The sequence below is a fragment of the Sphingobacterium sp. xlx-130 genome (assembly GCF_011007405.1).
Taxonomy (GTDB): Bacteria; Bacteroidota; Bacteroidia; order Sphingobacteriales; family Sphingobacteriaceae; genus Sphingobacterium; species Sphingobacterium luzhongxinii.
On record NZ_WFKN01000009.1, the window covers coordinates 118,351 to 134,146 of the forward strand.

The 15,796-nt window shown below is 38.8% G+C and carries 13 protein-coding genes; 7 read left to right on the top strand and 6 right to left on the bottom strand.

The genetic code is table 11. The features are described from left to right. Nucleotides 1-44 precede the first annotated feature (44 nt). Complete coding sequence (gene kdsB / locus G7B18_RS15685; protein WP_164108452.1) at nt 45-788, top strand: 3-deoxy-manno-octulosonate cytidylyltransferase; 744 nt, start codon at nt 45-47, stop codon at nt 786-788. 3 nt (nt 789-791) lie between these two features. Here the strand turns inward: kdsB and G7B18_RS15690 are convergent, their stop codons facing one another. Genes G7B18_RS15690 through G7B18_RS15700 form a run of 3 tightly spaced genes read right to left on the bottom strand, consistent with a single transcriptional unit; the run spans nt 792 to nt 3,422 of the window. Continuing rightward, nucleotides 792-1,688, bottom strand: a complete 897-nt coding sequence (locus G7B18_RS15690; RefSeq protein ID WP_164108451.1) for an aldo/keto reductase — start codon at nt 1,686-1,688, stop codon at nt 792-794. Beyond that, nucleotides 1,675-2,439 (bottom strand): FKBP-type peptidyl-prolyl cis-trans isomerase, encoded by a 765-nt coding sequence (locus G7B18_RS15695; RefSeq protein ID WP_240452878.1) that lies wholly within the window; start codon nt 2,437-2,439, stop codon nt 1,675-1,677. The genes G7B18_RS15690 and G7B18_RS15695 overlap by 14 nt, the downstream gene beginning before the upstream one ends. Further along, nucleotides 2,436-3,422, bottom strand: coding sequence for a glycosyltransferase family protein (locus G7B18_RS15700; protein WP_164108450.1), 987 nt, complete (start codon nt 3,420-3,422; stop codon nt 2,436-2,438). The genes G7B18_RS15695 and G7B18_RS15700 overlap by 4 nt, the downstream gene beginning before the upstream one ends. A 116-nt stretch (nt 3,423-3,538) precedes the next feature. Here G7B18_RS15700 and G7B18_RS15705 point away from each other — a divergent pair, with 116 nt between their 5' ends. Continuing rightward, nucleotides 3,539-4,474, top strand: coding sequence for a zinc dependent phospholipase C family protein (locus G7B18_RS15705; RefSeq protein ID WP_164108449.1), 936 nt, complete (start codon nt 3,539-3,541; stop codon nt 4,472-4,474). An 81-nt stretch (nt 4,475-4,555) separates the two neighbouring features. Here the strand turns inward: G7B18_RS15705 and G7B18_RS15710 are convergent, their stop codons facing one another. Continuing rightward, on the bottom strand, nt 4,556-6,988 hold the full coding sequence (locus G7B18_RS15710) for a gliding motility-associated C-terminal domain-containing protein (RefSeq protein ID WP_164108448.1): 2,433 nt from the start codon (nt 6,986-6,988) through the stop codon (nt 4,556-4,558). A 141-nt stretch (nt 6,989-7,129) separates the two neighbouring features. Here G7B18_RS15710 and G7B18_RS15715 point away from each other — a divergent pair, with 141 nt between their 5' ends. Further along, a complete protein-coding gene (locus G7B18_RS15715) occupies nt 7,130-7,753 on the top strand; it encodes a 7-carboxy-7-deazaguanine synthase QueE (RefSeq protein WP_164108447.1) in 624 nt (207 codons plus the stop codon). Between the two features lie 89 nt (nt 7,754-7,842). Further along, nucleotides 7,843-9,732 (top strand): OmpA family protein, encoded by a 1,890-nt coding sequence (locus G7B18_RS15720; protein ID WP_164108446.1) that lies wholly within the window; start codon nt 7,843-7,845, stop codon nt 9,730-9,732. On the opposite strand, the gene G7B18_RS15725 is transcribed toward G7B18_RS15720, so the two are convergent. Both G7B18_RS15725 and G7B18_RS15730 read right to left on the bottom strand, forming a co-directional pair. Next, nucleotides 9,729-10,802, bottom strand: a complete 1,074-nt coding sequence (locus G7B18_RS15725) for a Gfo/Idh/MocA family protein (protein WP_164108445.1) — start codon at nt 10,800-10,802, stop codon at nt 9,729-9,731. The genes G7B18_RS15720 and G7B18_RS15725 overlap by 4 nt on opposite strands. A gap of 3 nt (nt 10,803-10,805) precedes the next feature. Beyond that, on the bottom strand, nt 10,806-12,077 hold the full coding sequence (locus G7B18_RS15730) for a Gfo/Idh/MocA family protein (RefSeq protein WP_164108444.1): 1,272 nt from the start codon (nt 12,075-12,077) through the stop codon (nt 10,806-10,808). Nucleotides 12,078-12,330: 253 nt separating this feature from the next. On the opposite strand from G7B18_RS15730, the gene G7B18_RS15735 reads away from it, so the two are divergent. The 3 genes from G7B18_RS15735 (at nt 12,331) to G7B18_RS15745 (ending at nt 15,783) form a co-directional block, all read left to right on the top strand. After that, nucleotides 12,331-13,596 (top strand): DUF819 domain-containing protein, encoded by a 1,266-nt coding sequence (locus G7B18_RS15735; protein ID WP_164108443.1) that lies wholly within the window; start codon nt 12,331-12,333, stop codon nt 13,594-13,596. A 74-nt stretch (nt 13,597-13,670) separates the two neighbouring features. Then, complete coding sequence (locus G7B18_RS15740) at nt 13,671-14,114, top strand: acyl-CoA thioesterase (protein ID WP_164108442.1); 444 nt, start codon at nt 13,671-13,673, stop codon at nt 14,112-14,114. Between the two features lie 73 nt (nt 14,115-14,187). Further along, complete coding sequence (locus G7B18_RS15745) at nt 14,188-15,783, top strand: M1 family metallopeptidase (RefSeq protein WP_240452879.1); 1,596 nt, start codon at nt 14,188-14,190, stop codon at nt 15,781-15,783. The last annotated feature ends 13 nt before the right edge of the window (nt 15,784-15,796 follow it).

Here is a 15,796-nt window from a genome sequence, read left to right on the forward strand (position 1 = left end):
TAAGAGTTTTATTGTTAATTTCCCCTGCTTAAAGAAGTAAAAAGATGAAAACTATAGGGATAATTCCGGCACGCTATGACTCTTCAAGATTTCCCGGCAAACCTTTAATAGATATTGGAGGTACCAGTATGATACAACGTGTCTACAATCAAGCGAAGCATGCGTCCTCTTTGAACGAAGTTATTGTAGCAACAGATGATACTCGTATCTTCGATCATGTCAAAAGTTTTGCTGGAAACGTTATTATGACAAAAAAAGATCACCAATCTGGTACAGATCGTTGCGCAGAGGTTATTGAAAGTATCCAAGGATTTGAGGTAGCGATCAACATACAGGGCGACGAACCTTTCATCGATCCACTACAGATAAACCTGCTAAGCAGCTGCTTTGATAATAGCCATACACAGATAGCGACGTTGATTCGTAAAGTAGAGACCTTTGAAGAATTATTCAACGAAAATAAACCAAAAGTTGTAATCAACAAAAATGGAGAGGCTATTTATTTTTCACGGCAAGCAGTACCATTTCTTAGAGGAACAAAAAAAGAAGACTGGCTAAAGCAACGTCCTTACTATAGCCACATCGGAATATATGGTTACAGTGTACCTGTTTTAAAAGAGCTAGCCGCTCTTCCTTACTCTGATATTGAAGCAATGGAAGCACTTGAACAATTACGATGGTTAGATAATGGTTACAAAATACACACAGCAACATCCAGCCACACCAACGAAGCCATAGATACACCTGAAGATTTAGAATATTTACTCAAGAAGTATTTTACAAAATAATATTTAATCTCTGTGTTCTTTATAATGCGAATCAATTCCAAGAGGTATAAATTGATTCGCATTTAAAGTTCTTATCTCCTCATAAGCGTGGAGTAATTCTATTAGTTGAGCCTTATTACGGATTCCTACCAAAGCACTGGCAATAATAGAATTTTGCAAAACATAAGCTAGTGCAATGGCAAGATTTGATACGCCTTGAGATTTTGCGATTAAAGTGATCTGCTCTTGTAAATGTGTCACGGTATCCACATCTGTCGCCAGATAAGGTTTAGCAGACTTTCCGATTAAGACTCCCTGTGCCAAAGCTCCTCGAGCAATGATACTCACGTCATTAGATTGAAAAGAGGTAAAATACTCCTCTGGTCTGGTATCTAATACACTATACTGCATCATATTGGAAACGATAGCGCTATGTTCTGAATAATATTTAAATACATTGGGCCGAATGGAAGACAGACCGTAAGCTCTGATTTTCCCTGTTTCTTTCAATCGCTCGAATGTTTCGATGATTTCTTCGCAATTATCGGTATTAGTACCTCCATGTAGCTGATACAAATCAATATAATCAGTCTTCAATCGGACCAAAGATGCATCAACGGCTTTATTAAGATATTCTTTAGAGACATTCCAATCCCGACCAGGGCCATCTTCATGCCATACATTTCCGACTTTAGTAGCTAATATTATATCCTGTCTGATTCCCGTTAACGCCTCACCCAACAATCTTTCATTCTCTCCTTTACCATATAAATCGGCTGTATCAAAATAATGGATTCCTTCGGAGTAAGCCTCTTTGATCAGGTTTATATCTGCTAACCTATCTTCTCCTGAAAGGGACATTGCTCCAAACCCAAGTTGGGTAACCTCTATCCCTGAATTACCTAATTTATTCCGCTGCATCTTTAGTCTTCACTTCCAAAAGTTCAACCTCGAAAACTAATGGACTGAACGGAGGTATGGTACCAGTTCCACGCTCGCCGTAGGCTAGATTATAAGGGATAAAGAATCTGTACTTGGCTCCGACATTCATCAAAGGTATACCAATCTGCCAACCCTTTATGACAGAAGACAAAGAAAGGTTAAGAGGCTCGTTCCTATCATAGGAACTATCAAACTTATTGCCATTGGGCAATGTTCCTAAATAGTGTACAATAACCTCATCAGACACAGTAGGACGAAGCCCATCTCCTTGTTTTAAAATTTCATACTGAACACCTTCGTCAGTCACTTTGACATTCGGGTTCAACTTATTCTTAGCGAGAAATTCTTCTCCTGGTTTACGAAGTTCGGCATTTTTCACTTCCATCATCTTCCGGACAGAAGTCTGAATTATTTCCGCACTCTTATCTTCCGTTAAAAGAATATTATCACCTTTGAAATAGTTCGATATCCCTTCAGAAAGTAATTTTACATCTAAATCAAACCCGTTTGATTTTAATGACCGAGCAACATCAGTACCTAACGCGTAAGACAAAGAATCTCGCCCATTTTTTAAAACAACAACATTTGCTTTTTTTACAACGGCCTTACTGCTTTGAACATTTCTGTTTTGAGGTTTTGCGGACTGCCTTTTTACGGCAGTTTGCGCATTAGCGATACATAATGAGCCTGTCATTGCCACTGCCAGAGCACACATTAATCTGAATTTCATCTATGGTTATTTATGATTGTTTCTATAATAGACATTGTGTTATTTGGATAGTCAACGGTAACGTTACTTTTATTATTCAACCAAAGTTCGATATCATATTCGTATTTTCTTTTTAGACTTTTGATAACAGGAACTCCCATTTTTTCAAGAGCTGCAGCATTCAAATGTTGTTCGTACTGATTTTTCATCGGAATCACTAAGACCTTCTTTCCTAGATACAATGCTTCGGCTGGGGTCTCGAATCCAGCCCCACACAATACGCCCTCGGAAGAAGCCATACTTTTCACAAAAGCATCGCTGTTAATAGGATTAATACTTACATTTTTATACCGTAACGACTTTGAATTGTGCTTTGAAAACACCTCCCACTTTACGTCCTCAAATTTTGTCAAATGTTTCAAAAGATGGGCGTCGTCATAAGATGGTAAATAAACGGTATAATGGCTGTTTTTCGTAGCTTCTAAATTTCGTATGGACTCCCGTATTACGGGTGTGTAGACCGACTTATGGTAGGACTGAAAATGAAACCCATAAGCGTCTGATACAGGCGCATAGTTTTTCATAATAAACTTACCCATCAAATCCCCCTCTTCAGGCTTGGGACTGTCCGGATGCAATGCACCAATTTGATGACTCAAACCAATACAACGTATATCTTTTGTATGACACGCCCATGCTGTAATAGGCTCAAAATCGTTGATAACGAGATCATAATTTTCTACAGGAACTGAATTTATTTCTTGAATAAACTTCCGGATCGTTGAGCTCATAAATGTTTTCCATAAATCAACGCCACCACTTTTTCCAAAAATAAAACTAAGACCATGCAGTTTATAAGTAATATCAAAAGGCAATTGAATATCGGCCTGAATTCCGCTAATTAGTACATCAACTTGACCAAATTGTTGCAAGCATGGAATGATATCCATTGCTCGACAAAGATGCCCATTTCCTGTACCTTGTATGGCGTATAATATTTTCATCCTCAATTTTAAAGTGATTCGAAAATACTCATTTTTTTCGATTTGCTTCTCTTCATCGTGTTAAATTATGATTAAGCATATTATTTCAGTAACTTCAAACTCATAACCATTACGATATGACAACCGCAACAAGAGTATTGATAGGTATGTCCATCCTTATATTTACTTGTTCTTGGGGATTCTATGCACATAAAAAAATAAACGAGACAGCGATATTTCTATTGCCTTCCGAACTAGCCCCCTTTTTCAAGAAAAATATAAAACTCATCACAGAAAAAGCTGTCGATGCTGATAAACGCTGTTATGTTGATACTGTAGAAGGACCTAGACACTACATAGATATCGATCGCTACGAAAATATAGATTCCGTCCCTATTCATTGGAGTAAGGCGGTAGAAAAATACTCGGAGCGTAAATTATTAGCGCAGGGTATTGTGCCTTGGCAGATATGGAAAACCTATCAAAATCTAGTACGATCTTTCAAAGACTGCAATGAAAGAAAAATCATTCAATACTGTGCAGACATCGGCCATTATATTGCTGACGCCCATGTTCCTTTGCATACAAGCAGCAATTACAATGGTCAGTACACTGATCAGGTTGGCATACACTCCTTTTGGGAGACGAGACTTCCTGAAATGTTCTCTAATGAATACAATTACTTTATTAAAAGAGCAGAATATATCAGCGATCCCTTGGAAGAATCCTGGAAAATAGTAAGAGAAAGCAACGCTCTTGTAGATTCTGTTCTTCAAATTGAGAAACAGCTTTCCCTGAAATTTAAAGCTTCTGAACGTAAAGCTTACATAGAGAGAAACAACCAACTAATCTATACTTATTCCGACAGCTATGCGACGATATACCATCAAGCGCTCAATGGTATGGTGGAACGACGTTTTAGATCATCTATTCTTAGTGTGGCATCGCTTTGGTATTCAGCTTGGCTTGATGCGGGACAGCCTGATCTATCAGATTTGAAAGTAAACGATAAAGACTTTAAACCAATAGATACCAAAAACAAAAAAAGTTTGGGACGAGAAGAATGGCATTAAGACACTATAAAATAAGAGGATGCATATTATTTCACACTCTCAAACTATACTCAATTTAGTAAGATATAGAGTATAAAACACTTAATCCTCAAAGGAACTATTAGCTAGCACCATAAGTGATCCCTTATCTATCACTGTCTTTTGTCCAGATTTGTTGCCTATAAAAATATAAAAATACACTCCACTTGTTAAATTAGATGGAACAATCCAATCGTTGCGGTAGTCGACTGAGGCAAATACCACTCTTCCAAATCGATCCATAATACTAACTTCTGCTTGATCAAAATTTGACAATCCAAAAATTTGGAAAGTATCATTTTTCGCGTCTCCATTAGGTGTTATGGTATTGGGTATAAATAATCCCTTAATGATTATGTTTACAGTAGCAATATTCGACCAGTTTCCATTTGCATCCATCACCTGATAAGCTAGCCTGTCTTTTCCGATGTAAGTTTCATTCGATTGATACAACCATTTACCATTCACGTCTTTAAATAAGATACCATTTTGGGGATAATCTACTATCCGAACACTTTCTTTGTCTATATAAGAATTTTCAACAAAATCATTATTAATAATTTGAGATAAATCTAGGGTATTATACATGACATCATAGAAATCATCTTGTGCTATTGGGTTAGTTTTTATAATCTCTAAATATACTTTGCCTACCACAGGCTGTATCCCCCTCTCGTTGGTAAGTCGATAAGAAAAAATATCATCACCATAAAAAGCGATGTCTTTAACCTTATAAACTATAGTCCCACCGCTCACCTTCAGGTCTCCATAAAGCGGAAAATCTATAATCTCAATATCTTTCCAAGTCACTGAAGTCTCGCCGCTAACAGTAAACAAATCAAACTTAACGTCCCCTCCCTGATAAAGTTTAATACGCTTTTCTTGCTCTAAAGGTGGAACAGCTTCTCCTCCATCATTCCCTCCACTTGTTCCAACACTAATTCGTATTTCACTTTCTGCCAGCAATTGCACGGAATAGGTCCAGGTATCCATAGCTCGCTCGTTACCATAACTATATGCCCCATATCCTCCATTAGACAAACCGTTGTCTAAATATTTGCTAGGTGTATAAGTTCCCCAACGATGTCCGTCGACCCGACTTGGACTTCCTACTTTATTTTCTTGTGGTCTAGAGATTTCACTGGGTTGTCCAGCAGTGATATCTGTATCATCCCAATACATGATGGCATCACTATGCGTAGTCCCGTCGACATTCATACGCTCTACTAAAATACCATTCGGATTGATCTCCATATCGAAATAAGGAAAATGTACCTCTCCTTTCAACAAAGAGATAGAAATCCCTATTTTATAATCCTTTCCTTTTGGCACAAAATGACCGTCTCCATCCAACCCATCCCAGAAAAAGTTATTTACACCTTCTTTAGCTTCCACACTCAACTCACGTTCCTTAAAGCACTGCTGTTCTGATTTTGCAGCGATGATTACCTTATAACGACCAGAATAGTTTGTTTCAAATCTCAAAAAAACTCCTTCTTCGCTCAACTGACCTTCCTTCCCTTCTAACCATTCTATCGCTATATCTTTTACCTCAACGACTTGCTTCGGATCAAACAACCAACTGCCGCCACCAGGAAAACATCCAACACTCTCTTTGGGCATGCACACATCTGGCATGTTGTAAAACATCTTGTGTGTTATATGTAAATTATTATCTTCATGATTGGGGTTATGAAACTTAGCTAACTTCTCCTGATTAGCACTTTTGTAAGTGACCTTGCCATGTTCATCCAGTATACCTGAATTATTAACGAAGTAAACAAAATCGATACCGTGGCTACCATTACCGTCAACATGATAAATGTAACCATCCTTTGTCAACACATAATTACGTCCATAAAAACCTCCATGTGCATCTGCCAAACTTTCCTGAGAAAGATGCAATTGTAACATTGACATAAAAACTCTGCCGGAAAGCCATCTCGCATTATTTACATCTCGAATAGAAACATCCCAAGCCGCAATGAGACTACCTTCCTTATGCTGTACCCAATCTTCATTAGCTTTAAGATTGTATGGATGTATCAAACGGGCATTGAAGGGGTCTGTATCAGGCGATGTAAATTCAACGCGCCAAATTCCACTTTGCCCTATGCCGACAGGCACTTCGAATGAGGTGTATCCGACTCGGGGGCCTGCTAACTCTGCAGCTCGAGTCGAACCGTTAAAACCTTGAATACGGCCCACATTATTTGATTTTGTCTGGTATATCTTACCATCAGGTGCTGTAAGTATAATACTCCCAGAACCGACATTCTGAGCACTGGAAGCGACAGCTATGGTCTCGCCTTCTAGTGCATAGGCATAATGTGAAGCTTGATTGGAAAAAGCAGTTCTCTCAAAAGGCTGCGAGACCAAAAAGGCCCGATTACCTTTTATATTTTCAGGATACAGGTCTTTAGAACCTTCGCCCAAAACGGCATTCGTCCAAAAAAACAAGCCCACCAAAAGGAGCATGTTTAATTTCATATTCATAGTATAGATAGATGTGTCCCGACGGACTGTATCAAATATAATCTTTTCGTAATAAAAAGCCAATAATAGAATTTAAAGTTTTTAGATATACAATCCTTGGCTTATTTATCTTACCTTTGCAGCCTATAAAATTTGAAGATAATGTCACATCAAGTCCCCGAAAACGGCACAAAACTTCCATTAATGGAGGATTTTTATACGATTCAAGGAGAAGGATTCCACACTGGAAAAGCAGCTTATTTCATACGTCTAGGAGGTTGTGATGTAGGTTGTCATTGGTGCGATGTAAAAGAAAGCTGGGATGCTGAATTACATCCTCTTACAGACACTGAAGCGATTGTTGAAAATGCGAAGAAACATCCCGCAAAAACGGTAGTTATCACTGGAGGGGAACCCCTTATATATAACTTGGATTATCTCACCCGACGTCTTAAGGAAGAGGGAATAAAAACTTTTATCGAAACATCTGGCGCATACCCATTGAGTGGAGTTTGGGATTGGATCTGTCTATCGCCAAAGAAATTTAAAAGCCCTAAAATAGAGGTTCTACAAGCTGCCGGTGAACTAAAAGTCATTGTTTTTAATAAAAGTGACTTCAAATGGGCAGAAGACCACGCTAAAATGGTAGGCCCTGATTGCAGATTGTACCTTCAGCCCGAATGGTCCAAAGCAAGCGAAATCACTCCGTTGATTATTGAATATGTTAAAGAGCATCCTCATTGGGATATCTCCTTACAGACCCATAAATTTTTAAACATTCCATAATTCGCTTATTTAAAGATTGTTTTCTACTTTTAACATCTGATACACATATTTCGTGTTTCTGTCCGTCGTGTACAAAAACAAATAGTCAGATGAATTGGTTATTAAAAACCTTTTTCTTTTTAACACTGTCCTGTTGGGGCACTATCACTTTAGCTCAAAAGAGTTCTGTAAATAAAAAGGCACAAAACGCCTATGAGAATGCAGCCAAACATCTGTCGCTCCAAGATAAACATGCTGCCATCACTGAATTACAACATGCCATTCTGCTAGACCCCGAATTTGCAACGGCTTATCAGCAATTAGCAGATTTATACCGATCTGAAAAACAATATCAAAAAGCAATTCCCCTTTACAAAAAAGTATTACAGATAGATCCTAATCTAACCAAACTGACTCTTTTTGGATTGGGCGAATCTATGTTGGCAAATGGGGAATATCAAGTCGCATTAAATTTTCTTACGACTTACGCCAAAGAAAATCTAAATCCGAAAAGTAGACAGAAGGTGGATAAATATATTCAAGATTGTGTATTTGCTTTAAAACAAATACCAGATACCTCTGTACATCTTGAGAAACTGCCAACAGCTATAAATACGCTGGACGACGAGTACTTTCCGAAACTGACTGCGGATGCAAGACGTATCATATTCACCCGTAAGAGCAGTAATCAGGAAAATTTCTTTGAGAGTCATAAAGAGGGATTAACTTGGTCCATTGCCCAAAAGCTTTCTGGCGCAGTAAACTCCGACTTTTTTAATGAAGGTGCGCACTCTATCTCTCCAGATGGAAAATACATTTTCTTTACTGGCTGTAACCGTCCTAATGGGCTGGGTAGCTGCGATATTTATGTTTCAAAATATGAAAATGGCGTATGGAGTGTCCCTTACAACCTAGGGCCGCCGATCAATACCAAAGGCTGGGAGGCGCAACCTGCTATCTCAGCAGACGGGCGAACACTTTACTTCGTCAGTAATAGAGAAGGAGGATATGGAGCTAGCGATATATGGAAAAGTGAGCTATCCCTAGATGGTAAATGGCAAACACCTCAAAATTTAGGTCGTAAAGTAAACTCCGTATTTGACGAGCGCTCACCGTATATTCATGCCGATAACAAAACGCTATACTTCGCATCTGCTGGTTGGCCAGGCTTTGGTCAATTTGACCTCTTTAAGACACAAATAGACACCTTGGGACAATGGACAACACCTATCAATCTAGGCGCCCCAATCAACAATAATTATGACCAAACCGCTATACATATCGTTATGAATGGATCTGTAGGCTATTTGTCGTCTGCCGATTCAACAGAACAACTCGATATATATAGCGTAAACATCCCACTGCATATACAACCAATCCCTGTAGCATATATACAGGGCAACGTCTATAACGCAGAAAACAAAACTGCTCTATCTGCGACCATTGCTGTAACAAATACAAGCAATGGTGAAGTAGCCTATCTTAATGAATCTGACTATAACGATGGCCAATTTATTGCGACATTGCCGGTAGGTGCGAACTACGCAGTACACGTACACAAACCGGGATATATGTTTGAATCAAGACAATATGATATTTCGAATATCATCTTAAAGGATGAGGTCTTTAACAGTGATATCTACCTTCATCCGCTCAAAAAAGGAGGCATAATGCAGCTAAACAACATTTACTTCGATACCGATAGTTCTATTCCACTAAAAACTTCGACAACTGAACTTCAACTGATCGTAAATTTTCTTCAAAAAAACCCAACTGTAAAAATTGAGGTGGCTGGGCATACTGACAACACAGGCAATAAAATACACAATCAAAGGCTTTCTGAAAATCGCGCATCCGCTATATCCGCATATCTATTATCAAAAGGGATTCCCTCTTCCCGAGTGACAAGCATGGGGTACGGAGATACCAAACCAATAGGCGATAATACGACGGTAGACGGAAAACAAAAAAACCGTCGAACAGAAATTATAATACGTTAAAGCTGCACAATATTGCCCGTACGCACCGCTTCGTCACAAGCTATTGCGATGTGAAGACTATTAATTGCATCCTCCATGGATTTACTAAGATCCACATTATTCCGAATAGTTTCTAAAAAGAAACGTTGTTCACGATTACACAACTCTTGATGATCTGGTTCGTCTTCCAGATTGATCCATTTATCTTCTCTAACAAAACTATTGTCTTCATTTAGATCTGCGTAATGAACCCGGATAGATTCTGTTTTTGTGTGAGCTTCTACCGAATCTGACATACCATCTTTGGAAGCATCATTTGCAACGATCGACACCGAGCCTTTAGGGCCTATGACATCTTTCACAAAAAAAGCAGTCTGACTCATCATGGGCCCCCATCCTGCTTCATACCATCCTACACTACCATCGTCAAACCGAATCTGTAGTTGCCCATAATTATAATTTTCAAGGGGGATATCATTCGTCAAACGGGCTCCAATCGCAGAAACAGAAACTGGCGCTGCATCTGTCATTTGACACATCACATCTATGTAGTGTACCCCACAATCTACGATTGGACTTAAGCTTTTCATTAGATTTCGGTGTACGTCCCACATATGGCCTTGACTTTGTTGATTCAAGTTCATCCGAAAGACCAACGGAGCCCCCATCTTCTTTCCTTCCGATATAAATGTGGTCCAAGAGGGATGATGCCGTAAAATATAACCCACCACTAATTTCTTATTTGCTCGCACAGCAGCGTCCACAACACGCCTAGCACCAATCACAGTATCGGCAAGCGGCTTCTCGATAAAAACATGTGCTCCATGTTCGAAAGCCAGGACAGCAAAATTTTCATGGGTATCGGGATAGGTCGAAATACAAACAGCGTCGGGTAGGGTCTCCAGCAGCGCTGCTTCATAATCTTCAAAACAAGGATACGAAGCGCCAAGCTTAGCGTTAAGTAGTTTTTTACTTTCGCCTCTTGAAACCAAACCTACTATTTCGAAATCAGGCAAATTGTGATATGCTTGTGCATGGGAGGCTCCCATATTACCACAACCGACAATTAAAATTTTAATACGTGTTAGCATAACTTAAACAAAAGGTTTAAATCCTGGTTGTGCTATTGGTGTTACATCAGGAGACATCGACCAGTTATATCCATCTGAATGTGGGCCTAGCTCCTCTTTAGAATCCATAATCTGCTCATAAGATATGCGTTTGCCGGTATATGCTGCGATCTTACCCCAAATTGCCAATAGCGTAGAGTTCACCATAAAGTCTCCATCATTAAGCATTTGGCCTTTTGAGATTGCTGCCATCAACTCGTCATGTTGTGTCTGATACATATTATTGATCTTTCCATTATATTCAAATGACTCGTCGCCATATATATTATAGTTTTTCATAATATTAACATCAACAAAGCCCCGCGTTCCATTAACCTCCACCGAATTACGGGATTCAGTGCCATTTTGTTGCCTTGAAAAATGCATTCCTTTAACACCTGCTCCATAATCGTACTCTACGGCAAAATGATCATAGGTATTTCCTGTAGCTTCCCACGATCGACTTTGTCGTCCGCCCGTGGCACTGACCGATTTAGGCAACTTATTGCCCATAATCCAATTCATGTAATCAACGCTGTGTATCGACTGTTCTACAATCAAATCTGATGCGTACCGCTGAAAATAATACCAGTTTCGCAATTGATACTCAAAATCAGTCCAAGTGTTCATTCGCTCTTTTAAAGTCAACTCACCGCCATACCTAAATGTCGTTACCGATTTAATATCGCCTATAGCCCCATCTCGAACCCGTTTCATAATCTCCCTATTAGGTTCTGAATAGCGGAAACAAAAACCAGAAACAAGATTTAACTTCTTTTCTTTCGAGATACGTACACTTTCCATAACCCGTTTCAATCCCGGAATATCTACTGCAACCGGTTTTTCGCAGAACACGTGTTTTCCGGATTGAACGGCATACTCTAGATGATCAGGCCTAAAATTGGGAGGACTACATAATAGTACGACATCCACTCCTGAATCAATCAGTGCCTTATAACCATCAAAACCTACAAACTGACGTTCGTTAGGAACATCAATGCGTTTTGCATCTTTTTTATTTAAAATAAGTAATGCTTGATCTATTTGATCTTGGAATGCATCGGCCAAAGCCGTAACCACGACATTAGGATCTGCAGCCAAAGATTGCACAACAGCTCCCGTCCCCCTTCCTCCACAACCAACTAAGCCGACCTTAATTGCATTGGATATTCCCAACTTCTCGGCCAATGTGATAAAAGGAATACTCCCCAATGCTATACCACTGTTTCTTAAAAAATGACGTCTAGACAAATTCATAGTTTTATTAAATAGGAAATTAAAGTTATAACAATATATATGTATTACAAACGCAAACACATAATAGTAAAGAATTCGTTACTATTTTTATCAAAAATATTACATAAATTCACAAAAATTTCAAAAACCCTTTCATTTGCTTTCTAACTAGCTACCTAAAAAGGGGATCGAATATTACAATATTTACGTAAAAATTTTAGTTGAGAACCAACCGATTTCAACTAACTAAATAACGAAACAGACTTATTAAAAAATGAATAACCAAACAGTCATTATCGAACCTTTAATTACAGACACAGCCGTCATCCTTGGGATATTAATGGCTATCTTGGGATTAATCTTTTATACCTCATCCTTGTCGAACAAATACATCAAAGGTTTTTATAATGTTATCCCCCCTTTATTATTGTGTTACTTTCTCCCTGGGATTCTAAATTCACTGCATGTATTCGAAGGGTCGAACTCTCCATTAACGAGTGTAGGTAGTAGATATCTGCTTCCGGCCTGTCTTATCCTTTTTGTCATAAGTTTAGATCTTAAAGAAATGTGGGCCTTGAGGAAACGTGCAGGTTTAATGTTCATCACAGGGACAGTAGGAATAGTCCTTGGGGGACCTTTGGCTGTTTGGATTGTTTCCTTTTTTGCCCCTCAGGTTGTTGGAGGAATAGGCCCTGACGAGGTGTGGCGTGGATTAGGCTCCTTAGCGGGGTCATGGATTGGTGGAAGTGCTAATCAAGTAGCATTAAAAGAAATCTTACAACCATCGCCTAAATTATTTTCCTCTATAATTGCTGTTGATGCGTTTGTTGCTTACTTATGGATGGCTTTTCTGTTATTTGGTGCGAGTAAAGTCAAAAAATTTGACCAGTTTTTCAAGGCGGATTCTACAGATGTCGATCAATTAATGCAAAAAATGGAAACCAAAACCCAAGCCAATGCACGTACGCCACAAACAAAAGACTTTATAATCATGTTGGCATTGGCTTTTGGCGGAACGGGTTTAGCAACCTATCTCGCTGAGCCTGTAGCATCTTTTGTAACAACGCATTACCCACAATTAGAACAATTTTCACTCACAAGCGGCTTTTTTTGGATCATACTCTTTGCTACAATCATTGGTATTGTACTCTCCTTTACCCCTGCCAAAAACCTGGAACATGCAGGAGCCTCTAAAGTTGGCACCGTATTACTATACATGCTCATTGTCACCATAGGTATGCAGATGGATATTTCAGCTATTGTTGGAAATCTTGGTTTATTTGCAGTGGGTATTATTTGGATGAGCTTCCACGCTTTTTTATTACTGATAGTAGGCAAAATTTTCAAAGTTCCTTTTTTCTACTTTGCTGTGGGTAGCATGGCTAATGTTGGGGGTGTTGCTTCCGCATCGGTAGCCTCAGCAGCATTTCATCCTTCTTTAATTTCTGTCGGGGTTATATTAGCAGTATTTGGCTATGCAATTGGCACCTATGCAGGGTGGCTTACTGCTATACTTATGCAAATTGCCTCTCCTATCTAGTGATTTTGTCATTTGTTAGTTATCTTGCATTTTTAAAATACGAAAAATACAAGTAATTATAAAAACAAATGGATATGCAGAACAAAACCTTTTACGAAGGTCAGGTCCTATGGTCTCAAATAGATGCAAATCGTCATCTTAGACATTCCGCTTATGCCGATTTCTGTGCCCAGGCACGAAGTAATATGTTAAACAAAATGGGGTTATCTTTGGATGAATTTGCAAGGCAGAAAATCGGGCCTATTCTTTTCCGAGAAGAGCTCATCTATTTCAGAGAAGTAAAGCTAGATGAATACATAAAGGTGGACGTGCTGCTTACTAAATTAAACAGAAGCAATGCACGTTTTTCCTTTCAACACATCGTATACAAAGAAAATCAGGTAAAAGCTGCAGAGGTAAATGTCGACGGTGCTTGGTTAAACCTCGTTGATAGAAAGCTTACTGACATCCCTTCAGATTGGTATGAAATCTTAGAAAAAATCCCAAAATCAGAAAACTATGCAGAAAGCAACGCATAGATACACAAATTTATTTTCTATTTTCCTTACTCTTATAATCATAATTATACCCAAGGAGAATGATGCACAACTCATGAAAGCCAAAGATATATTCTTTGAGGCGGATTCTCTACGCGGTCAATTAACACCTTTGCGTACCTGCTACGACATCCTATATTACCATCTAGATGTCCGTATTGATATCGACAATAAGTCGATTTGTGGATCCAATCTATTCAAATTCAAAGCAGTCAATCCATTTGATCGCCTGCAGTTTGATTTATTTGACAACCTGAGTGTAGACAAAGTCGAATATCAGGGGAGCGAGATCCCGTTCAACAGGTCGTACAATGCTGTATTTATAGATTTCCCGACAACTATTGAAAACGGAAAGATAGATTCTTTTAGAGTACATTATTCCGGTCATCCTTTGCAGGCTACTCGTGCCCCTTGGGATGGAGGCTTTGACTGGAAAAAGGACAGTAATGGTCTCCCTTTTGTAGCTACCGCTTGCCAAAAATTGGGTGCGAGTGTATGGTGGCCCAATAAAGACCATCAATCTGACGAAGTGGACAGCATGTTGATTTCAGTTTCAGTTCCCAAAGACGTAATCAATGTTTCGAATGGAAGACTCATTCGGACAGAAGATCTTAAAGATGGCTATCGCAAATTTCACTGGAGAGTAGAAAACCCAATAAACAACTATAATGTCGCTTTAAATATAGGAGACTACGTCCATTTCAAAGAAATTTATAAAGGAGTAGATGGTAACTTGGATATTAATTATTATGTCTTGCGAGAGAATAATCAAAAAAATAAAAGAGAACATCTACAAAAAAATGTGAGAGAAACCCTACAAGCATTTGAGCATTGGTTTGGCCCTTATCCATTTTACAAAGATGGATATAAGCTCGTTGAAACAGCTCATTTAGGCATGGAGCACCAAAGTGCAATTGCTTACGGGAACAAATACCAAAACGGATATCTAGGTAGCGACGGATCTAACACAGGCTGGGGTAAAAAATGGGACTTCATCATTGTTCATGAATCGGGCCATGAATGGTTTGGCAACAATATTACAGCAAAAGACCTTGGCGACATGTGGATACACGAGAGCTTCACCAATTACTCCGAAGCATTATTCATTGACTACTTCTATGGTAAAAAAGCAAGTCAAGATTATGTTCATGGAAATCGTACAGGCATTCTCAATGACAGACCTCTACAGGGGCCTTACCATGTAAACAAGGAAGGTTCTGGAGATATGTATCTGAAAGGAGGCGTAATACTGAATATGATACGTACAATAATTGACAACGACGAAAAATGGAGATCAATACTCAGAAGCCTTAATGAAAAATTCTACCATTCGGGAGTAGATTATAACGATATTGTTAATTTTGTAAGCACTGAATCCGGTTTCAATCTACGCCCCTTCTTTGCTCAATATGTTCAAACCACAGCTATACCGACTTTGGAAATCCAAATCGGATCAGACGGAAACGTATTAGGGAGATGGATTAGTGATATCCCAGATTTCAACATGCCAGTACACATCGGATTAAAAGGCAAAAAAAAGATCCGTATACTACTTAAAGATACGTTTACAAAAATAGAGATACCTAACTTAAAAAAAGATAATATAGAAATTGACACCTTCAATTATTATATCGGCACTTTGATACAATAACACGAGCATTTAT

Excerpts from the sequence above, each read along its gene's own strand:
- kdsB (WP_164108452.1), top strand. The coding sequence starts at position 45 with ATGAAAACTATAGGGATAATTCCGGCACGCTATGACTCTTCAAGATTT.
- G7B18_RS15690 (WP_164108451.1), bottom strand. The coding sequence starts at position 1,688 with ATGCAGCGGAATAAATTAGGTAATTCAGGGATAGAGGTTACCCAACTT.
- G7B18_RS15695 (WP_240452878.1), bottom strand. The coding sequence starts at position 2,439 with ATGAAATTCAGATTAATGTGTGCTCTGGCAGTGGCAATGACAGGCTCA.
- G7B18_RS15700 (WP_164108450.1), bottom strand. The coding sequence starts at position 3,422 with ATGAAAATATTATACGCCATACAAGGTACAGGAAATGGGCATCTTTGT.
- G7B18_RS15705 (WP_164108449.1), top strand. The coding sequence starts at position 3,539 with ATGACAACCGCAACAAGAGTATTGATAGGTATGTCCATCCTTATATTT.
- G7B18_RS15710 (WP_164108448.1), bottom strand. The coding sequence starts at position 6,988 with ATGAATATGAAATTAAACATGCTCCTTTTGGTGGGCTTGTTTTTTTGG.
- G7B18_RS15715 (WP_164108447.1), top strand. The coding sequence starts at position 7,130 with ATGTCACATCAAGTCCCCGAAAACGGCACAAAACTTCCATTAATGGAG.
- G7B18_RS15720 (WP_164108446.1), top strand. The coding sequence starts at position 7,843 with ATGAATTGGTTATTAAAAACCTTTTTCTTTTTAACACTGTCCTGTTGG.
- G7B18_RS15725 (WP_164108445.1), bottom strand. The coding sequence starts at position 10,802 with ATGCTAACACGTATTAAAATTTTAATTGTCGGTTGTGGTAATATGGGA.
- G7B18_RS15730 (WP_164108444.1), bottom strand. The coding sequence starts at position 12,077 with ATGAATTTGTCTAGACGTCATTTTTTAAGAAACAGTGGTATAGCATTG.
- G7B18_RS15735 (WP_164108443.1), top strand. The coding sequence starts at position 12,331 with ATGAATAACCAAACAGTCATTATCGAACCTTTAATTACAGACACAGCC.
- G7B18_RS15740 (WP_164108442.1), top strand. The coding sequence starts at position 13,671 with ATGCAGAACAAAACCTTTTACGAAGGTCAGGTCCTATGGTCTCAAATA.
- G7B18_RS15745 (WP_240452879.1), top strand. The coding sequence starts at position 14,188 with ATGAAAGCCAAAGATATATTCTTTGAGGCGGATTCTCTACGCGGTCAA.